Consider the following 20,288-nt stretch of genomic DNA (forward strand, 5'->3'; position numbering starts at 1 on the left):
GGCGAAGACAAGGTCAATCGCCCCAGTCCACATGCCGCTCAAATCGGATCGTAGGGAAACACATGCGCCGAGACCTCGTCGGCCCGGGCAAAGCTTGGCTGGAACGCCGGGATCAGTTCGTTTGCAATTGTCTCGGGCGTCCAGCCTTCTGCCTTGGTCATCGAGCGCACCGGACGCGGCTTGCTGAACAGCACGATCTCGTTCTTGCGCACCGAGAAAATCTGGTTGGTTACTTGGGCCGAGGCATCGGACGCCAGATACACCACCAGAGGCGCGATCTTGTCTGCGCTCATCGACTTGAACTTTTCGACGCGTGCCTTCTGCTCGGGCGTTTCGGCAGGGATCGACGCGATCATCCGGCTCCACGCGAACGGCGCGATGCAGTTGGAGCGGACGCCGGCGCGCGCCATGTCGAGCGCGATCGACTGCGACAGGCCGACGATGCCCAGCTTGGCGGCGGAGTAGTTCGCCTGGCCGATGTTTCCGACCAGACCGCTGGTCGAGGTGAAATGGATGAAGCTGCCCGATTGCTGGTCGCGGAAATAGGGCGTGGCGGCCTTGGAGACGTTGAAACTGCCGTTGAGATGCACGTCGATGACCGCGCGCCAGTCCTCGTGGCTCATCTTGTGCCAGATGGTGTCGCGCAGGATTCCCGCATTGTTGACGACGGCATCGATCCGCCCGAACTGGCGGACGGCATCCTCGATGATCGTCGTGGCCCCTGCCGGGTCGGCAACGCTGGCAAGGTTCGCATGGGCCCGTCCGCCGGCTGCGATGATGTCATCCACCGTCTGCTGCGCGGGGCCCGCATCGCCCCCTTCCCCGCCACCGCTGACGCCGGGATCATTGACCACGACCGCAGCGCCGTGTGCCGCGCACAGCAGCGCGATCTCGCGCCCGACACCGCGTCCGCCGCCGGTCACCGCAACGACCTTTCCCTCGAGCATCGCCATATTCACATCCTTTCAGCAATTCAGTCGGTGAGCATGGCCTGGAAACGCTGCCGCATGATCGCCTCGGCATCCGCGACAATCCGCGTGATCAGTTCAGCACAGGTCGGAATATCGTGGATCAACCCCTGCACCATGCCTGCCGACCAGATGCCGTGGTCGGTATCGCCGCTCGCCAGTCCTTCACGACCGCGAACACCCTTGACCAGATCGGCAACCGCCTCGAACGGCTTGCCCTCGCGCTCGGCGGCGACGACCTGCTGCGAAACCTCGTTGCGCGCGACGCGCGCGGTGTTGCGATAGGTGCGGAAGATCAGATCGGTGCCGCGCTCGTCGGTCGCGACCATCGCATCCTTGAAGCTCTGATGGATCGGCGCCTCGACCGTCGCGGTAAACCGCGTGCCCATGTTGATGCCCTCTGCCCCCAAAGCCAGCGCTGCCGCCAGCCCGCGTCCGTCGCCAAAGCCGCCGCTCGCCAGCAGCGGGATTTTCACCTTGTCGGCTGCCACCGGGATCAGGATCAGTCCGGGAATGTCGTCTTCCCCGGGATGGCCCGCACATTCGAAGCCGTCGATCGAGATGATATCGACCCCGGCGCGCTCTGCCGACAAGGCGTGACGCACGGCGGTGCATTTGTGGAGGATGCGAATGCCATGCGGCTGCATCATTTCCCACAGCTCGCGCACCGCAGGCGTGCCGGCTGTCTCGACAATCTTGACGCCGCTGTCGATGATGGCCTGCGCATAGGCGCGGTAATCGGGCGGGTTGATCGTCGGGAAAACGGTCAGGTTCACCCCGAAAGGCTTGTCGGTCATGCCGCGACAGCGTTCGATTTCCTCGGCTAGCGCCTGCGGCGTCGGCTGGGTGAGCCCGGTCAGGATGCCAAGCCCGCCGGCGTTGGACACCGCGCTCGCCATCTCGGCTATACCCACCCATTGCATCCCGCCCTGCACGATGGGATGCTCGATTCCGAGCATGTCGGTCACTCTCGTTTTCAGCGGCAAGGCTCTCTCCATGTCTTCATTTATCGATTGACCGCCACCGTGGTGCGACCAACCATTTTTTGATCCAGTGGCCATCCCCTCTGGACTCATTAGCCAGGGGAATTATATAACTAGGTAATAGCATTCAACCCCAGTTTCGGAATTTGTCCAATGGCTGGGTACAAAAGGAAACCGACGCTACGTCGCGAAACGCAAGCGGGTAACAGCATGGCCGAGCGCAACCCAAGGGACAAGTTGCGTAACGATACCATGGGCCCGAAAGCGCAACACGGCTTGGCGGACAGGAAGATGGAGGATGAGTGATATGGCCAGCCAGGCAGTGCAGCACGCCGCAGAAGCATTCCCGCAGACGCAGGAACTCAAGACGCACAACCATCTGATCGATGACAAGGCGGCGCTCGATGCTGCCTGGGAGCAGGACGGATACTGGTTTTTCCGCGATGTCCTCGACAAGGCGGCGGTAGCGCGGCTGCGCCAGTCGTGGATTGAAGAGCTGGAGCGCAACCGCGTGATCGACCCGGTCGGCAGCTCAGCGACCGACAAGAGCGTCGCCTACAACGGTGGCAGCCTCGAGACCTTTCCGTTTCGCATGGAGCCGATCGCGGCCAAGCGGCCCTGGGTCCAGTTTGTTGCCGAACAACCGATCAATGCCTTCTTCACACGGCTGTTCAAGGATGACCCGTTCTGGGTGCCCGTCGTCGAATACCGCGCCACGCCTCCCCAGCAGGACCGGACCAAATCGCGAATCGATGCGATCCACCAGGACGGCCCGTTCAGCCCTGGCATTCCGTTTCGCATCTGCTGGATTCCGCTGGCCGAGATTGACGCCGATATCGGCGGCCTGATGCTGGCCGAGGGCATGGCGGCAGACCGGGTGAGCTATCACCCCAAGGTCGAAGGCGGATCCAACGGCGCGATCCCGCTTGATGCAATCCCTGCCGACCGCTGGCGCCGCACCACCTATCAGGCAGGCGATGTGCTGCTGATGAACCTGTGGACCCCGCACACGGGCCTGGCCAACCGGTCCGACCGGTTCCGCCTGTCGATGGATCATCGCGTCATGGCCAAGGGCGACAAATGCCCGCTGGTCGGCATTATCGAGGACATCAGCGAGAGCCACGTCGTCATCCGCAACGCGCAAGGCGAGCATCGGCTGACGATTGATCCGGAGACCTATGTCCGCAATACCGTGGGGCAGAAGCTCAACGGCACCGCGATCACCGATTTCCACACCATCGGCTCTGAAGTGATCATAGCCTATGACGGCGACCGCGCGTCGGTGGTCCGCCCGCCGCACTGACCAGACATCCTCCAGCAGGGGAACCCGTTCACGCGCCAGTTCCCCGTTCGAAGCCTGTGCAAACAGGGCCAGCCAGTACCAGGAGAGTCCGATGAACCTTCACTCGCCCAAGGGCATGCACAGCTGGACCGGCAAGGATGCCGTTGTCCCGGCCCGAAACTATATCGATCCAGAATTTGCCCGGCGCGAGGCGGACAGTCTCTGGAAGAAGGTCTGGCAGATGGCCTGCCGCGAGGAGGAAATCCCCAAGGTCGGCGATTTCTATACCTATGAGATCGTCGATCAGTCGATCATCGTCATTCGCACCGGCGAAGACGAAATCAAGGCGTTCCACAACGTATGCCCCCATCGCGGGCGGACATTGACCGAAGGCTGCGGCCATGCCGCAAGGCTGTTCTGCCGCTATCATGGCTGGAACTGGAAGATCGACGGCACCGATCCCCGGATCGTCGACCGGCACGAATGGGCTGCCGAAGACATGACCGATGAAGACCTGAGCCTGATGCCGGTCAAGGTCGGGCGCTGGAGCGGCTGGGTCTATATCAACATGGCCCCTGACAGCTGCACGCTCGATGAGCATCTCGCCCCGGCCAAGGCGTTTCTCGATCCGTTCGACATCGGCGGCATGAACTATCACTGGCGCAAATCGACGATCCTGGACTGCAACTGGAAGGTCGCGCTGGAGGCGTTCAACGAGGGCTATCACGTCCAGACGACACACAGCCAGATGCTGCGCTATATGGATGACTGGACGCAAAGCTACGCGCACGGCCGCCATGCGCATTTCGGCTATTGGGAAGCCATGCCGATGGGGTCGCGTTCAGCGCGACTGACCGGCGGCCAGCCAACCGAGGACATCCGCCCCGGCATCCGCGACTATATGGAAGACATGGCCGCGACGCTCAACGCAGGATCATCGGTGCAGACCGTCCATGCCGCGCGCCGGGTGGAGCAGGAAGTGCCGCCGGGTACGCCGCACATGGAAGTGCTGATGAAATTCGGCCAGTTCATCTATGAGCATGCGCTCTCGCTCGGCCTGAAATGGCCCGACATCACCCCGCAGCAGATGCAGGAGGCCGGGATCGACTGGCACCTGTTCCCCAACCAGATCATGCTGATGGGAGCAACCGGCCTGCTCGGCTATCGCGCGCGGCCCTATGGCAATGACCCCGACAAGTGCATTTTCGATGTCTATTCGCTCCAGCGCTATCCTGAAGGGCAAGCCCCCAAGGTGGAGCACGAATGGAGCCAGGACCACAAGGACAAGGATTTCTGGGGCCTTATCCTGACCCAGGACTTCGCCAATGTCGCTGAAATCCAGAAAGGCATGAAGTCGATCGGCTTCAAGGGTGCCCGGCCCAACCCCAAGCAGGAGGTGGCAGTGCTCAACTTCCACCGGTCGCTGGAGGACTTCCTGGATGAAGGTTACGCTGCTTGAGCCAATGAATGCGTGATGTGCGGGGGCGAGCGTCGCAGACGCTTGCCCCGTCGCTCATTCGTACCGACGAAAAGGCGATTTGAAGCGTTCCCTGCCGTATCGATACTGCATCGCCACAGGGTAATGCAGCGATATTTGGCTGGCCCGGTCAAGGCTTTCGATCTCCGCTTCGGTCAGCGTCCAGCCTGTCGCGGCCAGATTATCGAGCAACTGCTCGTCGGTGCGCGCACCCAGCAACACCGAGGTAACGCCGCTGCGTGCCCTCAGCCAGTTGAGTGCGACCTGGCTGTGCGTCGCACCATTGCCGCGTTCCTCAACTATCGCATCGACTGCGGCCAGCACATTGCGGCACCGCTGATTGTCATAGGCTGTCAGCGCGCCCATCAACTCCAGCCGGGTGTTGCCGCTCGCCTGGCCGCGGAACTTGCCAGAGAGAAAACCCTGCGCCAGCGGGCTCCAGATGATTGCGCCAACGCCCATGTCGATACCGCAGGGCAGCAATTCCTCTTCCGCCGTCCGGGCGACCAGCGAATATTCGATCTGCTGGCCGATATAAGCGTTTAGCCGGTCGCGTTCGGAAATGCCCAGCGCCCTGGCCAGTTGCCAGGCGGCAAAGTTCGAACACCCGATGTAGCGGACCTTGCCCGAGCGCACGAGGTCATCAAGCACGCGCAGCGTCTCGTCCTGCGGCGTCAGTCCGTCAAAGCTGTGGACCTGATACAGATCGATCCAGTCGGTGCCCAGGCGGCGCAGCGATGCGTCACACGCATCGATCAGGTGACGGCGCGACAGGCCGATGTCATGCACGCCCTTGCCCATACGGTTGAAGGCCTTGGTCGCCACGCAGACCCATTTGCGTTTCTTGCCCAGCGCTTCGCCCAGGATTTCCTCAGACCGGCCGGCTCCATAGACATCGGCGGTGTCGAAGAAATTGATGCCGTGATCGATGCACAGATCAACCTGGCGCGCAGCATCTGCACCCCTGGTCGATCCGGTCGCGCCAAAGCGGCCCTCACCATCGGAAAAGGTCATGCAGCCAAAGCCAAACACCGAAAGTTCGAGCCCGCTTTTGCCGAGAAACCGCTTTTCCATACCATTGGCTCCTATTGTTTGCGCTTGGCGCCCGCCACCGCGGCCTTGGTTGCGGCCAGTTGCCGCTTGAAATCGTCGCTGCCCAGCAGCAGCGCCTGATTGGCGAGGTTGGCCTGCCACTCCGCCTCCATCGAGGTTTCCAGCCCACGCTGGAGCCCCTGCTTGATGCTGGTATAGGCCATCGCCGGAATCTGGCCGAGCTCTCGGGCAAACGCCATGCCACGTTCGGCGAGCAGATCGGCGGCAATCACCTCGCCAACCATGCCGATGCGCAGTGCCTCATCGGCAAGCACCGGCCGCCCGAGCAGGCAGATGTCCATCGCCCTGCCAAGACCGACCAGCCGGGGCAGCAGGAACAATCCTCCCAGCGGCGGCATGATGCCAAGCTTCACCCAGCTTTCCTGAAAGCGGGCGGTATCTGCCGCGATGCGGAAATCACAGGCCAGCGCCAGTTCGCACCCCACGGTCACTGCCGCGCCCTGCACGAGCGCCAGCGTCGGCTTGGGGCAGCGATAGATCGCGCGCGCAGCGCCCTGAAAGCGCGAATACACGGTGTCGCGGATGTGCTGCGCCGACATGCCCGTCAGCCGGTCGAGAAAACCGAAATCCGCTCCGACCGAAAAATGGCGTCCCTCGGCCATCAGCACGATGGCGCGGACATCCGCATCATCGCCGAGCGCGGCAAAGGCGTCGCGGATTTCCTCGAGCATTTCAGGCGACGAGGCATTGCCGATATCGGCGCGCGCGACGATCACCTGTGCAAGGCCGGTGTCATGCATTTCAATACGAATATGATCGAGTGCCATGCCGATTATCCACCTGATCCCATAAGCGAAAAGGGGGAGGATGCCGGCGTAAACGCCAATATCCTCCCCGCATCGAAGTGTTCGTCAGGCTGCGGTGCTCATTGCAGCCCTAGGATCAATCGCCGCCAAGTTCGCGGTGTCGAGCCATCATCTTGACAGCCTTTTCAGCCAGCGCCTCGGGCACCGGCGGATACAGCGGCAACGGACGCGCCTTGCTGGGCAAGGCAATCGTCGCGGTCGACTTGATGGTTTCCTCGCCACGCTGGTTGGTGAAGCGGACCACGACGTCGACCAGTTCGTTGCCATATTCGGTGCGCTTGCCGACGACTTCGCCGGTGACGAACTGCACATCGCCCATGTAGTTGAACTTGCGGATCTCGTCGTGCACCTTGGTGATGATCGCGTCATCGCCGGCCCAGTCGTTGAGATAGCTCCACAGATAGTTTTCGCGCATTACCCCATAATCATAGGCCATCGGGTTGCCGATCGCCTGCGCCCACACCGGATCCCAGTGCAGCCGCTGCGCCACGTCGGGTACGCCATATTCGTTCTTCACATAGAACGGCGCAATGCGCTTGCGGTTCTTGTGCGCGCGGCGGCCGACGGTGGGGGCATAGGGCACGAAGCCGTAGCCGCCCGCGTGGAAGCACACCACGTCGGTCACGGTCAGCGGACCCTTGGCCTGACGACCCAGCGCCGAGCCGATCGCCACCTCTTCCGCCCAGCGCTTGGCCGGTCCCTGGACCTGCTCGGCGGCATAGACTTCTTCGATCGCCGCGAACTCTTCGTCGGTCCACACCTTGGGTTCAATGGCGGAGTATTTGCCCTTTTTCGCCGCGGTCTTGCGTTCGGTCAGCACGCTGAGCACGCGATAGACCGACACGACATCGCCGCGCTGGTTCATGTTGACGTGGCGGCGCACGTTGATCACCGACCGGCCCGCGAATTCGGACTGCTTGACCTCGCAGCTTTCCTCGCCCGAGAAGGTGTAGATGGTGTCGCCGGGATACGCCGCGCGGTAGAATTCCCAGTCGGCGCCGGACACGAACACGTGAATTCCACGAAACAGGCTTTTCTTGAGCGCACGGATTTCGTCAGGCGTGGGGTCGCCGAGCAACGGCTTGCCGACCTGGCCGATCATCATGCCCGGAGCGATGGCATCGCCCCAGCGGGTGCGCCTGGCGTAGTTGGGATCGGTAAACAGAGGGTTGTCGTCGCCGCAGCCATACGACCAGTTACGGATCGAATCATGGCTCAGCGTTTGCACGTACTGCGCCATCTTGCCGGGCTCTTCGAAGCCGATCAGCTGCTTCTGCCGTTCGATATCCTCGTCTCTGATCTCGTAGGATACGGCTTTTTGCCATTCCTCACTCTGCTTGATGTCGTCAGCCTTCGTGGCCATGCGATCTCTCCTGTACTAATCGTCTAACTAGGTGATATCTATAACCCGGTTGATATGCAAGGCTTGGAAGTCATCCAACATAGCATCAGCCTCCAATTTGCGACGCCACCACACCTGTCGATCCCCGGCAGATAGAGTTGGCGCCCCCGGAATTCCGTGGCTGGGCAGGCTTATTTGCATGAAACCATTCGGTTCGCTGGCGCGCCGACGATCCGCCGCGAGACCACGCATCCTATCCAGTTCCTTCCAGAGAGCCGGAAATTGCTCAAATCTGGAGGAAGATGGCGGGCAGACCAGCAAGCCTGACCTTCTCCAGCCATTCGGCAGCCACCAAGTTGGCGGAGTCGGACGCCGCAATGCTGTCGGCGATTTTGTGCAGCCTGGCCTGGTCGACCGGATCGATGCCGTCTGCGATCAGGCGTCGGGCCTCAAGGAGGCCTGCCTCGCGTCTGCCCGGCAATATGACGGTAGTTCATCCGCCAGTATTCCGTCCCGGTCAGACAGTTTGCAATCGATGGCTTGGGCTTCGCGTGCGCGAGTGTTGCAATTGCAAGCCCCGGTTATCTGGCACTTCCGGTCATTGCGATGGACCTTTCGCCGGCAAGTTATGCCGCAGGTCCATCAAAAACCCCACCAGATGGACAATGTGCAGGGCAACATTACGCTCGAACCGCTGGGAAGGCATATCACAAAAAAGCGCTGAAAAACGGCAGCTTACGCTACGTTTTCGGACCTCGTGCGAGAGGCCTTGGAGCGGTAGAGGGAACCGCAAAATAATACCAATCCATTGATATTATTTAATTTAAACCGATACGGTTTTCAGATGGCCCCCAATCTGGCCCCCAGAAGTGTTTGTGAGGCCATCAATGACAGCTTTGTCGCCCCCGCTTAGGTCGTCCACATAGGGCGGGTTTGCCAATCCATCGGAAAGCCCATTGATGCCAAATCGTTCTCGGGATTGCTGGCCACATGCTGCGCTAAATCAGCTAGCCAGGACGAATCCGGTGCGACAGTATTAACGATATGTCCCACGGTGCACGCTGCGTTGTAGAGCTTGGCAGGAGCCTGCGTCGCTGTTTGATCGAGCGTGTTTCGCAGGCGATCGGGCTTCTGTGCAATCTTTGGGGCAATCAGAAACTGCCTGTTCCAAAGTCGTCCGTGATGGGCGCAGATGTTCCTTATGTCGGTGATGTGGCGGATAAAGGGGACCAAGACGGCTTCAGGCAAGCCCAACGGCTGTGCTATGCGATTGCGCAGCGAACGATCGGCTAAGTTGGAATACCATCTGGACAACTGCCCGAACGACATCATCTCAGCAGCCATCCAGGCGGGTGGCAGCGGTGGAACATCGTATTTTTCTCGATAGTGTTTGATGTATGTTTCGCGTGAATGTCCCGTCTCGCCAGCAACCTTGGCTAGGTCGCCCTGAAAATGCGTCCTATTGCTGTAAAGGCTTGCATCCAAATACGTGTGACCGTCACCTTGCAGGCCTAGCTGATAAGCCCAACTTCCCCGCAACGCGATTTCAACATGCTCTGTGCCTCGCATAATCAAACGACGAAGCAATCGGTCAAAATCGTATAGTGCGGTCACCCGGTCAAAGGTCGTTCCGGCCCGAAAGCGCGGGCCAGCTTGGCCCTTCGGATGCTCGAAATACAGCCAATACGCACTCAGGCGATAATAGCTGACATGCCTAAGCCAATATTCAGCCTTGGCATCATCATCAATTAGCATCCCAGCAGATCGCAAATGTGCAATCTGCTGCTGCCATGTCAGTGTGGGTTTTGCATATGCGCGGGTCATGTCGCCGATAGTGGCATTGATGCGCCAGAAACAAAAGACCCGCCCAGTGTGCATGTCCTTTCGAACAGAGGCCGGGCGGGTGCGATTGACGTTGAAATAGGATCAAATCCCCAACAAAGCAATAACCGATCGGTTCACCCGGTTCATTCGTCCAGCAGCTTTGCCAGCTCCCGCATTTCCCGCATGGCCGCTTTGGTCGCCGCAGAATAGCCGCCATGCTTGCGCGCGTTCCGGTTGCCCTTGGGTGGGCCAGGGTTAGTCCCGCCGTGCATCCTGCATCGCCGCTTCCCGCTCACTGCTGGCGATTGGCACGCCGTTCCCGAGCGGGTCAGGGCCAGGCAGCGCCGGGTCTGGACCAGCTGCGCCGGTTGCATGGGATTGTTTGCCAATTTTTGCATTTTCACTGCCCCCCGTATGGTGATGGAAGTTATCGGCAACGACCGCTTGCCCGCCTTCGTTCACATGCACATGGCGCACGGTCTGTTCGCGGGGTTGGTGTAGCTTGGCCAGCGCCTCCAGCGTGGCGCGGCAATTGGCCTGCGCCTTCAAGGCCACCCGCATGTAGGTTTCCGATGCCTTGATATAGTCGCCCATATTGATGGCAGATCGCCGCGCCATTTCGGTAAAGATGGAATCGAGCGTCAACGCCTGCGCAGTCAGGATTTCGCTGGCAATGGTCAGGTCACCTTTTAGGGCAACGTTCGCATTCCTTTTGATGACCTTGGCGAAATCATCCATTTTGGGGTCGCCGGGTAGGGTGCCAACCATCTTGTTGCTAATTGTGCTGCTCACGATGCCATGGCGCAGATATGGTCCGACCATCACCCTAGCCATGGTGTCAGTTTCGGTTTCGCCTTGCTTGGCATCGATCTGAACAGGCCGGTCAGCTGGTTTCTGAGTGGCGCTTTTGCGGGTCATGCTGCAATCTTTCGTTGGTGGCTGGCCAATGACGCGGCGAATGCGAAACATGCAATCGGCAGGCTCCAGTCAGGTTCGAACCAACCTGCCAGCCTGCGCTCCAGCACATTACCCATGGTAACAGCTGTATGTGCCATGGAATCCGCCATGAGCCAGTTTGGCAGTTTTCCGCCATTTCCTGCATTCAGCGTATTGGAATCCACCACCGCTGGCACTGGCATTTCAGGTGCAATTCCGGTCATCGTATCGGTATCCACCACCGGCAAACGTCCCGCCGTTTTGGCTTTGCGATACGCGTTCAATGCAAGCTGGCCACGCTCCATCCGCTTGTATGCGCGTGTCTTGGGTTCAGGTTCGCGCCGCTCAAATGCACATGACGCGGCTTTGCGGCCCGGCCCGGTTAGCCAGGTTAACCGCCAACAGCGCGCCCTCGAATGTTCTGCGGCCTTGACGCGAAACCATGATGCCTGCGTCATTTCGATGAAGCCCAGCTCCGTAAGGGCATCAAACGACCGGCTGGCCGCTTTCAGATCGGCAATGCCCATTCGGTCTGCGGCATCGCGCACGCTCAGATAAAGGCTGCCATTGTTGCTCCCGTTCTCCATCATGGTCAGTTCGACCAGCAGGGAGCGGTCATTGGGGTTGAGGCTGCGATAAGCGTTGGTCATCAACAAACTGTGCGGCAACAGGGCAAAGCGCCGGGTCTTGTTGCGGCCAGTCTGGTTAGGTGCGGACGATTTGTGTTTGCGTGCCATATGCCGGGCCTCAGGCGTCGATCAGGGCGCGCAGTGATGCAGCGGGTATCAGGGTGCGCTTGCCCACCTTGCGGGCCTCCAGCCGCCCCTCACTTATCAACTGATACAGGCGGGTGCGGCCCAGCGATGAAACGCGGCTAGCCTCTTTGATCGAATAGGCTAGCGGCTGGAATGGATCGGTCGGGGTATTCATGGTGTCTTGCTCCGTTCGTCTGTGAACGGGGCCATTGTGTGCCGGTTGCTGGCATTCAGTCAGCCAGTTGGGGCCGGATTGGGCCGGAAAGCACAGCGTTGCTAGTTTCCGGCTGAACGAATACGGGCCATGACGGCATTGATGACCGACTGCACCGTTGCCCGACCGGGTTCGGGTTTTCCGGCCTCAGCCAGCCGCTTGAAGATAGCTTCCATCATTTCTGATTGCCCATCGTGCCCTTGCCCATCTGGAATGCCGCACTCATGGACATAAAGAGCCAGTTCCTCAGCAAAATCAGGCCACCATTTGGCAGGGGATCGTCCACCCGAACGCGCAACAGCGGATTGCATCGAACCACGGCCTGAAGCTTCTTTATTGCCCGTCCAAGCTAGTTTCGGGAGATCATTTTCATCAACTTCCAGCCCAATGACAGTGCCTTTGCATGTTGCGTCGAGCCGTCCAAAACCGCTGGAGTAAGACAGAGTGAAACTAAAATCACCCGGCAGCCAATCAGCCTCGCGATGGATCGATTTGCTTTGAAGAAAATAGGTCCAAAAACGACTTGGCACTAAAACCCTACCATTGCGATCAGGGCAAAGTGGTTCTGATGGTTCCGATCCATCATCCCATTCGAATAAAACTTGAGCCGCCCGTCCTGCCAACTGTCCAGACTGCAAGCGCCGTAAAAGTGTATCATGCGCGGCCTTCCAGCAGTGTTCTTCATCCCCATAAAGGTGATGCTCTTCATACTGTTGGCGCAGGGCTTTGAAGGCTGCCGAGGCTGGTATCCAGCAAGACTGATACCCACCGTCCACCGGATCAACCCCTTGCCTCTGCTTTGCGCGCTACGCGGCGATTTTTCGCCGCGCCTAGTCGTTCCAGAGGGTTTACCAAGGCCTCATAGCGCCCGAACAGGTGTTCCACCCGGTCGCGGTCGGTTTCGAAGGGGGCGGCGCGGTAGAGGCGGTCAACGGCGCGGTCCAGCGCGGTGTGCGCACGGCGCAGATCGGCGGGCATGGTGTCGGGGTCATACAAATCGGCCAGGCTGCACGTCGTGTGCGCGGCGCGGGCATCCAGCACGGCCTGCGCCAATGCCTCCACCTTGGCGCGCTGCGCTGGCGTGGCGTCGGGCCATGGGAAGGTGTTGTAGACGAGAGAGTTTGAGTATTGATAATCGCTTTTCGTTCGACCGCCAACGGCTCGCATCCATGCCATATGGATATTTGAACATAGTATAGCGAATGTCAGCAAATCTGCATTTTCTATTGCCTGCGCACTCCCGCTTACGATAATTTCAGGATCACAATATCCAATAGGAATGTATTCGCGTCGCTGCGACGAAACCTTTGGGACCAATAGATACCGGGCCTTTGGCTGGCGGTTCTCAGAAAAAAGGCTTGGATATTTGCTCCAAAGCCTTGTTCGCGGCTTGTCGCTAGCGCTCCGGGCTTCTGCTACTGCTTTAGTGCGCTGGATTACCTCAGGGCACGCGCGCAAATCGTCGGGGTTTGCACCCAGTAACCAGAGACAAAACCGCATTCCCCCGTTGATATACTCGTCGCCTCCAATAAATACGCGCAACCACTCCGATCGGAAGCCCGGAGCTTCCTTCATGGCATTAGCTTCTTGCACCGTCAGTGTTAGGTGCCCGAAATCGGTCGCCTCACTGCCTTTTTGGATCAGGGGCCGAGGAGTAAGCGGCTGACGTGATTTTTGGACCGAAAGTGGTGGGCCTTCAACAAGATATGGACTGATGCGGGTTACGCGCAATTCCGTTGGAGCAACAGCCTTATCAGGATAGTCAAATAAGGTCGTCATCCCGGCGTTCTGTACGTGTGCTAGGCCAATAATCACAACGTGCACGTGAGCTTTGCCGCGCGCTTCACTTGACCACTCAAATGTCCGGTGTGCGAAGAAAATCCGAACTTGGTAACGTGAAAACAATCTGTTCCACAAGGGCGCAACCTGCTCTCCTTGCGTGATTGAATTAGTCGAAACGAGCGCAACTTTAATCTTGGGATTCGCATAAATGTAACGGCTTGAAAGCTCGAACCAACAGGCAACGTAATCTAAGTCGCCTGCACCTTTTGCGGCTTCAGTTGCTCCTTTTTACCCACAAATGGCGGGTTACCCATTATGTAGCTGCACTTTTCCGGTGGCAGCAGGGCTGACCAATCGGCCTCTAGCGCATCGCCCTCGACTGGGCCGCCCAATATGTGGGCGCTGTCTTTCAGCGGGATGCGAGCATAGTTCAGCCGGAATGCCTCATTGATCGCATTGTTGGCGATATGGTCCATCATCCACATGGCCACCTCGGCAATCTTGGCCGGAAATTCCTCGTACTCAATGCCATAGAATTGATCGACAGTCACACGGGACAGCAGCGCGGCATCTATCTGCTGGTCGCCATATTGGGCTTTGAGCGCCTCCAGTTCCAGCCGCCGGATTTCCCGATAGGCGATGACCAGAAAATTGCCGCAGCCGCAGGCCGGATCGAAAAAGGTCAACCGGGTCAGCTTGTGCTGAAACTCTGTCAGCGCCTTGTCCCGACCGGTCTTGCGAGCAATGATCGCCGCCAGCTCCGCCTTCAGGTCATCCAGAAACAGCGGGCCGATGACCTTAAGGATATTGGTTTCGGTGGTGTAGTGCGCGCCCTTGGCCCGGCGTTGCTTGGCATCCATGACCGACTGGAACAGCGAACCGAAAATGGCAGGCGATACACCGGACCAGTCATGGCGCGCGGCGTCTAGCAGGTGTTCCCGCATAATTTGCGTGAAATGTGGCGTTCTAAGGCGTCCAGAGAACAACCGGCCATTCACATAGGGAAAAGCGTTCAGTTCCGCCTGTAGCGTTGTCTGGCGGGCATTCTCAGGCGTATCCAGCACGTCGAACAGATCATTGATGACGCGGCCCGTATCGCTACCATCGGGGCGCGTGTCATTCTCGACAAGTTGCAGAAACAGGTCTTTGGGCTGGAATATGCCGGTGTCGTCGGCAAACAGGCAGAACAGCAGCCGGACCAGCAATTGCTCCAGATCGTGCCCGGTATAGCCTGAATCCTCCAGCGCATCGTGCAGCTTGCCCATCAATTCGGCAGCCTTGATGGTGACATTGGCCTGTGTTTCAAACGTGACCTTGCGGCCCAGCATGAAATCGAACGCGGTGATATGCTTGTGCAGATCGGCCAGGCGGAACCGCAGCTCATTGCCGCTTTCAAGGTCCAACAGCACCCATGACTGGAAATCGCAAGTCAGCACCCATCGGGGCTGCTGTGTCGGGTGCAGGCCTTCCACGTAATCGAGCGCCTGCCCCTGCGCCCGGTTCAGGTCCAAACTATGGCTTTTCTGTTCGACCAGCAGCGTTCCCGGCCAGAACAGATCGATAAAGCCATGGCGGCTATTCAGCAGTTTTACGCGCTGTTCATAGATCGCCACCTGCTTTCGCTTGATGCCGAAAATCTCGAAAAACTCGTTGTAGAAGGTTTGCGTCTGGCCGCGCTCGTAATGCGCGTCTTTCCATTCGTCGCTAAACGCTTTGGCCCGCCGTTTTATTTCATCCCAGCCTAAGCGCATGTATCCCCCTGCATCCGTTACAGGTTAGCGCCGTCCGGTCAGATCGCCAAGGTGTGTGGAAAATTATCCCGCCGCGCGTTCAGGGAAGGGAACAATGTCCGCGCCCTTGCGCAGCTGGTCCAGATAGTCGCTCCACCATTGCGCCATTTCCACCCGTTCCTGCCAGTGCGCGCCACGATGGTATGCCGCGCGCACCTTGTCGGTGTCGCCATGCGCCAACGCCCGTTCGATAGCGTCGGGATGCCACTTGCCGCTTTCGTTCAGCAAGGTCGATGCCATGGCGCGGAAACCGTGCGCGGTCATTTCGGTGCTGGAATAGCCCAGCCTGCGCAGGCCCGCGTTGATGGTGTTTTCGCTCATAGGGCGGGCACGGCTGCGGATCGATGGAAACACATAGCCATCGGGGCCGGTCAGCGAATGCAGATCGCGCAACATTTCCAGCACCTGCTTTGACAAGGGCACTTGATGGGCCTTGCGCGATTTCATCTTTCCGGCCGGAATCGACCAAAGGCCTGCATCCAGATCAAACTCGCTCCACTCGGCATGGCGCAGTTCGCCGGGGCGAACAAACACATGCGGCGCAACCTGCATGGCCAGCTTGGTGAAGCCCTGCCCATCATAGCCGTCGATCGCGCGCAGCAACTCGCCTACGCGGGCTGCATCGGTGATAGCGCCGTAGTGCGTGACGGTCGGTGCGGTCAGTGCGCCGCGCAGATCGCGGGTCGGGTCAGACGCCAGCCGCGCGGTCGCCACGGCATAGCGGAACACTGCCCCTGCCAGCTGGAGCGTGCGCCGCGCGCTTTCCAGATTGCCCCTGCTTTCAATTTTGCGAATGGCCCCCAAAATGTCGATCGGCTCGATTTCGTTGATTGCCATGCGACCGATCGAACCGTTCAGCAGGGACAGCAGATATTCACTACGGGTGGCGGTTGCCGGTGCCCAGCCCTTTTGCCCATCCCCCCTGCGCTTCTGACAATACTCACCTGCAATAGCCGTGAAGGTGTTGCCAGCATCGATTCGCGCCTTGGCCTTGTCGCGTTGCTTTTCGCGTGACGGGTCTTTGCCAGATGCCAGCTGTTCGCGGGCTTCATCGCGGCGCTTGCGGGCATCACTCAGGCTCACATAGGGATAGACGCCAAAGCCCAGCTTCTTTTCGCGGCCTTCAACCCGATATTTCAGCCGCCACAGTTTGCCGCCAGACGGCTGGACCAGCAGGAACAGGCCCAGGGCATCGGCCATCTTGTAAGGCTTGGGCCGGGACTTCGCATTCCGGATCGCAATATCTGTCAACGCCATGATCGCCGCCGCTCTCGAACAACGTGGCCTCCATCATGGGGGCCATTCCCAATGGCCCCCGCCCATGGCCCCCACCTTGGCCCCCAAAATCGGGTGACAGTGTGTGAACGCCTATGAACGCGACTGGCCTTGTGATGGCTAGAATACAGGGATTTCTGGGGTTTTTCTAGACGAAAGCGGACGATGCTGGTCAGGAAAATGGAGCGGGTAGAGGGAATCGAACCCTCATAGCCAGCTTGGAAGGCTGGAGCTTTACCACTAAGCTATACCCGCGCGCATGGGTCGCGTTTGCGATGCGAGGGCGCTAATGCCACTTGCTACCGGGAGCGTCAATATCTGGTTTGACTGCAAAACGACAGTCGGAGCCAGAGCCGGTGTCTACTGCGCGTCCAGCCAGTGCTTGAGCAGGTCATGCGCGATGGCGAATGGGGGCGGCGCGATGAAGGGGGCGGTCTCGTCGCCTGCCATCGCGGCGCGGACCTCGGCGGCGCTGAACCAGCCCGCCTCCTCGATCTCGGTGGTGTCGAGCGTGAGTTCGTCGCTCAGCGCCTCGCTGGTGCAGGCGATCATCAGCGAGGACGGGAACGGCCAGGGCTGGCTGGCGACATAGCGCACGTTGCGCACGCGGATTCCCGCTTCTTCGAACAGCTCGCGTGCGACCGCTTCCTCGATGCCCTCGCCCGGCTCGACAAAGCCTGCCAGCGCGGAAAAGCGGCGCGCGGGAAAGCGCGGCTGGCGGCCGAGCAGGACCTTGCCCTGATATTCGGACAACATGATCGTGACCGGATCGACACGCGGAAAATGCTCCGCGCCGCAGCCCGAACAGGTCCGCGACCAGCCGCCCTTGGACATCGTGCTGGCGGCCCCGCACAGCGAGCAGAAGCGGTGGCGGGCGTGCCAGTCGATCAGGGTGCGCGCGCCGCCGTACAACGCGAGCTCGTCGGCGGGCAGGCTGGCGAGCATCTGCCAGACGCGCGGGTTGTAGTGCAGGCTCGAGCCGGGCTCGCTGCGCTTCAATTCGGCGAAATGCGCTTTGTCGTCCATCAGCCCCAGGAAGATCAGCTCGCTGTCGGGCGCGGCATCGGCAAGGCTGTGCCAGACCAGCCGTCCCTCGACGCTGACCTCGGGCTCGAGCCCGTTGAGCGTGAGCAGCTTCGCCTTCCAGTTCATGTAGCCGGCGAGCCGGTCGGGATCGACGCGGACCTGATCGGCACGGTCGATCCGCCCCCCGGTCAGCGCCGGAGCAATCAGCGACAAGGACATAGCGCTTCCCCCGTTGCGGCCGATCAGCCCATCGCCTGCAGCTGGTCGTAGATCATCTTGGGGAATTCGCGCTGGAACGGATAGCTTTCGGCCGGCATGTACTGGGTAAAGCCCGATGCGCGGATGCCGCGGACATGGTCAACAAACGCCACCGTTCCGGCTGCACCGCCCCAGCCATAGGTCCCTGCAGGGCCCTTGGCATTGCCCAGGCCCACGCGTCCGCCCGCGCCGAAGCCCTGGTCTTCCACCCAGGTGCCCTTGGTGACCGCGGTGTCGGGAAGCAGGTTGGACATGCCGAGCAATGCGGTCTGCTCGGACATGATCCGCGTGCCGCCCAGCTGGCCCTTGCCGACCAGCATGCCGAGGAACCGGTCGTAATCGCGCGCGCTGCTGACCAGTCCGGCGCCGCCGAACGGGAAGGCTGGCGGCGTGGTAAAGATGCTGTCCTGCGCCGGATCGATCGGGATCAGCGCGCCTGCAAACGGCGCGTAATTGGTGCTCAGCCGCGGAACTTCGCTCTGCGGAACGGTCCAGTAGCTGCTGGTCATGCCCAGCGGATCGAACATAGCCTTTTGCAGGAACGCGCCCAGTTCCATGCCGCTGGCGACCTGGATGACATAGCCCAGAAGGTCGAGCCCGATCGAATAGCTCCAGATCGTGCCCGGCTCGGCGACCAGCGGCAGCGAGGCGACACGGCGCGCGAACTCGTCGATTGGCGGGGTCGGCGCGGGCATCGGGAAGCCGGGAATCGGGGTCTTGCTGACCGCGGCGGGATTGATGCCGAGCTTGTTGTATTCCTCGAGCAGCGGGCCCTTGGTGACGATGTTGTAGCCCAGGCCAGCGGTGTGCGTCATCAGGTGGCGCGGGGTGATCATCGTCTTGGCGGGCACTGCATCCAGGCTCTTGGCGGGATCGGTCAGCACCTTCATGTTCGCAAATTCGGGGATGAAGTCCGCGATCGGCTGGTCGAGCTTGAGCCTGCCCTGGTCGACGAGGATCATCGCGGCCATGCCCGCGATCGGCTTGGTCATCGAATAGACGCGCCACAGCGAATTGGCATCGACCGGGGTGGGGATGTCCAGAGCCAGATTGCCCGCGCCGATCAATGCGGCTTCCTGCGCGCCGAAGCCCAGCGACACCAGCATGCCGGCGACCTTCTTGGACGCGACATAGTCTTCGACCTGCGCGCGGATCAGCCCGAAATCGCCGGTCACCATCGCCCGGGCATAGCCCGGCATCGCCGCGAACAGGCCAAGCAGCCCGGCGGATCCCAGCACATGGCGGCGGCTCAAGTTCGGCATCTGGTTCAACACCTTCGACATAGTCTGCTCCTGTTCGTCTTTGCCCCGCCTTTGGCGGACGCGGCTTTATCGATGCTGAATGGCGATACGCGCGGCCTTGGCGAACAGCGTCGGCAACCCCGCCTCCTCAATCCGCTCGACGGGCCACCAGCACGCACCATTCAGGTTTTCAAAGGCAACCTTATCGATTTGGGGCCCGCGATAAAGCGCCAATGACAGGTCGAGCGAAAAATGTGTGAAGACGTGCGCGACCGCGGCATCGAGCTGCGTCCACTGGCCCGCAAGCGGCGGCGCGCGATTGCCGTTACGGCTTGCAGACCAGCCGTCGTCGGGCAGCGCGCGCATGCCGCCGAGCATCCCCTTGTCGGCGCGCTGGACCAGCAGGACATGGCCCTGCTGCTCGATCCACCAGGCGGTGCCGGTGCGCGCGGGCTTTGCCTTTTTGGGCGGCTTGACCGGCAATGATTCGGCAATCCCCTGCGCCCGCGCCCCGCACCAGCCGGCGACCGGGCACAGCAGGCACGAGGGGTTGCGCGGGGTGCAGATCGTGGCGCCCAGGTCCATCATGGCCTGCGCAAAATCCCCGGGCCGCGCAGCGGGCAGCATCTGCGCGACTTTTGCGCGGATCGCGGATTTTGCGGCGGGCAACGGGGTGTGGATCGCAAACAGCCGCGCGGTGACCCGCTCGACATTGGCGTCGACCACCGCCGATGGCCGGTCGAAGGCGATCGCCGCGACGGCAGCGGCGGTATAGTCGCCGATGCCGGGAAGCGCGCGCAATCCCGGTTCGGTGTCGGGAAAACGCCCGCCATGATCAGCCGCCACCGCGCGCGCGCAGGCGATCAGGTTGCGCGCACGGGCATAATAGCCCAGCCCCGCCCAGGCCGCGAGCACGTCTTCGGCCGGAGCCGCCGCCAGCGCCTCGACCGTTGGCCAGCGTCCGGTGAAGGCGTTGAAATAGCTGGTGACCGCAGCGACCGTGGTCTGCTGCAGCATCACCTCGGACAGCCAGACACGATACGGATCGGGCCGCACCCCGGCTGCGCGCTGCTGCGGCGAATTGCGCCAGGCGAGCTTGCGGGCGTGCGTATCGTAATGATCGAGCAAGGCAGCCGCGATTCGCGGAGCCTCGCGCTCATCCACAATTTTCTCGCGACACTCGACGGGCATGGCCCGGCTATGCCATGGTCGGCTG

At 60.7% G+C, this 20,288-nt stretch carries 19 protein-coding genes, 1 tRNA gene and 1 pseudogene; 3 read left to right on the forward strand and 18 right to left on the reverse strand.

Annotated features, from left to right (window positions below; translation table 11 throughout):
* Nucleotides 1-38: 38 nt before the first annotated feature.
* Nucleotides 39-947 (reverse strand): SDR family NAD(P)-dependent oxidoreductase, encoded by a 909-nt coding sequence (locus IP68_RS03565; protein WP_082382104.1) that lies wholly within the window; start codon nt 945-947, stop codon nt 39-41.
* A gap of 26 nt (nt 948-973) precedes the next feature.
* Nucleotides 974-1,954 (reverse strand): nitronate monooxygenase family protein, encoded by a 981-nt coding sequence (locus IP68_RS03570; protein WP_054133571.1) that lies wholly within the window; start codon nt 1,952-1,954, stop codon nt 974-976.
* A gap of 304 nt (nt 1,955-2,258) precedes the next feature.
* On the opposite strand from IP68_RS03570, the gene IP68_RS03575 reads away from it, so the two are divergent.
* Together IP68_RS03575 and IP68_RS03580 are read left to right on the forward strand one after the other, a co-directional pair.
* The gene (locus tag IP68_RS03575) at nt 2,259-3,254 is read left to right on the forward strand and encodes a phytanoyl-CoA dioxygenase family protein (protein ID WP_054133572.1); all 996 of its coding nucleotides are present in this window, start codon (nt 2,259-2,261) and stop codon (nt 3,252-3,254) included.
* Nucleotides 3,255-3,345: 91 nt separating this feature from the next.
* Nucleotides 3,346-4,692: an SRPBCC family protein gene (locus tag IP68_RS03580; RefSeq protein ID WP_054133573.1), complete on the forward strand. Its 1,347-nt coding sequence runs from the start codon at nt 3,346-3,348 to the stop codon at nt 4,690-4,692.
* A 54-nt stretch (nt 4,693-4,746) separates the two neighbouring features.
* Here the strand turns inward: IP68_RS03580 and IP68_RS03585 are convergent, their stop codons facing one another.
* From IP68_RS03585 to IP68_RS03595, 3 genes are all read right to left on the reverse strand, one after another.
* On the reverse strand, nt 4,747-5,784 hold the full coding sequence (locus IP68_RS03585; RefSeq protein WP_054133574.1) for an aldo/keto reductase: 1,038 nt from the start codon (nt 5,782-5,784) through the stop codon (nt 4,747-4,749).
* An 11-nt stretch (nt 5,785-5,795) separates the two neighbouring features.
* Nucleotides 5,796-6,590 (reverse strand): enoyl-CoA hydratase/isomerase family protein, encoded by a 795-nt coding sequence (locus IP68_RS03590; RefSeq protein WP_054133575.1) that lies wholly within the window; start codon nt 6,588-6,590, stop codon nt 5,796-5,798.
* 115 nt (nt 6,591-6,705) lie between these two features.
* Nucleotides 6,706-7,992, reverse strand: a complete 1,287-nt coding sequence (locus IP68_RS03595) for a MaoC family dehydratase N-terminal domain-containing protein (protein WP_054133576.1) — start codon at nt 7,990-7,992, stop codon at nt 6,706-6,708.
* Between the two features lie 178 nt (nt 7,993-8,170).
* Between IP68_RS03595 and IP68_RS20080 the strand changes: the two genes are divergently transcribed.
* Nucleotides 8,171-8,695 (forward strand): hypothetical protein, encoded by a 525-nt coding sequence (locus IP68_RS20080; protein ID WP_156317918.1) that lies wholly within the window; start codon nt 8,171-8,173, stop codon nt 8,693-8,695.
* A 185-nt stretch (nt 8,696-8,880) separates the two neighbouring features.
* On the opposite strand, the gene IP68_RS03605 is transcribed toward IP68_RS20080, so the two are convergent.
* From IP68_RS03605 to IP68_RS03655, 13 genes and pseudogenes are all read right to left on the reverse strand, one after another.
* The gene (locus tag IP68_RS03605; RefSeq protein WP_054133695.1) at nt 8,881-9,795 is read right to left on the reverse strand and encodes an Abi family protein; all 915 of its coding nucleotides are present in this window, start codon (nt 9,793-9,795) and stop codon (nt 8,881-8,883) included.
* Between the two features lie 143 nt (nt 9,796-9,938).
* The gene (locus IP68_RS20810) at nt 9,939-10,091 is read right to left on the reverse strand and encodes a hypothetical protein (protein WP_369814816.1); all 153 of its coding nucleotides are present in this window, start codon (nt 10,089-10,091) and stop codon (nt 9,939-9,941) included.
* Nucleotides 10,051-10,713, reverse strand: a complete 663-nt coding sequence (locus tag IP68_RS20085) for a hypothetical protein (RefSeq protein WP_231683668.1) — start codon at nt 10,711-10,713, stop codon at nt 10,051-10,053. Before IP68_RS20085 ends, IP68_RS20810 begins: the two co-directional genes overlap by 41 nt.
* Entirely contained in the window at nt 10,710-11,468 is a 759-nt protein-coding gene (locus tag IP68_RS03615; protein ID WP_156317919.1) for a hypothetical protein, read from the reverse strand. Before IP68_RS03615 ends, IP68_RS20085 begins: the two co-directional genes overlap by 4 nt.
* Before the next feature lie 10 nt (nt 11,469-11,478).
* The gene (locus IP68_RS03620) at nt 11,479-11,661 is read right to left on the reverse strand and encodes a helix-turn-helix domain-containing protein (protein WP_054133579.1); all 183 of its coding nucleotides are present in this window, start codon (nt 11,659-11,661) and stop codon (nt 11,479-11,481) included.
* Between the two features lie 101 nt (nt 11,662-11,762).
* The gene (locus IP68_RS20090) at nt 11,763-12,476 is read right to left on the reverse strand and encodes a hypothetical protein (RefSeq protein ID WP_156317920.1); all 714 of its coding nucleotides are present in this window, start codon (nt 12,474-12,476) and stop codon (nt 11,763-11,765) included.
* Between the two features lie 4 nt (nt 12,477-12,480).
* Nucleotides 12,481-13,479, reverse strand: a complete 999-nt coding sequence (locus IP68_RS20435; protein WP_197275710.1) for a type IIL restriction-modification enzyme MmeI — start codon at nt 13,477-13,479, stop codon at nt 12,481-12,483.
* A 48-nt stretch (nt 13,480-13,527) separates the two neighbouring features.
* A pseudogene (locus IP68_RS20440) lies at nt 13,528-15,233 on the reverse strand (DNA methyltransferase); the annotation flags it as partial.
* A gap of 63 nt (nt 15,234-15,296) precedes the next feature.
* Nucleotides 15,297-16,529 (reverse strand): integrase arm-type DNA-binding domain-containing protein, encoded by a 1,233-nt coding sequence (locus IP68_RS03635; protein ID WP_054133581.1) that lies wholly within the window; start codon nt 16,527-16,529, stop codon nt 15,297-15,299.
* A 199-nt stretch (nt 16,530-16,728) separates the two neighbouring features.
* Nucleotides 16,729-16,802: transfer RNA gene (locus tag IP68_RS03640), tRNA-Gly, on the reverse strand.
* A 105-nt stretch (nt 16,803-16,907) separates the two neighbouring features.
* Nucleotides 16,908-17,792 carry an NAD(+) diphosphatase gene (nudC, locus tag IP68_RS03645; RefSeq protein ID WP_054133582.1) on the reverse strand — a complete coding sequence of 295 codons (885 nt, stop codon included), beginning with the start codon at nt 17,790-17,792 and terminating at the stop codon, nt 16,908-16,910.
* Nucleotides 17,793-17,815: 23 nt separating this feature from the next.
* Nucleotides 17,816-19,114 carry a serine hydrolase gene (locus tag IP68_RS03650; protein WP_054133583.1) on the reverse strand — a complete coding sequence of 433 codons (1,299 nt, stop codon included), beginning with the start codon at nt 19,112-19,114 and terminating at the stop codon, nt 17,816-17,818.
* Nucleotides 19,115-19,159: 45 nt separating this feature from the next.
* Entirely contained in the window at nt 19,160-20,263 is a 1,104-nt protein-coding gene (locus IP68_RS03655; protein ID WP_054133584.1) for an A/G-specific adenine glycosylase, read from the reverse strand.
* Between the last annotated feature and the right edge of the window lie 25 nt (nt 20,264-20,288).

Origin of the sequence: Blastomonas sp. AAP25 (assembly GCF_001295965.1) — a bacterium.
GTDB lineage: Bacteria > Pseudomonadota > Alphaproteobacteria > Sphingomonadales > Sphingomonadaceae > Blastomonas > Blastomonas fulva.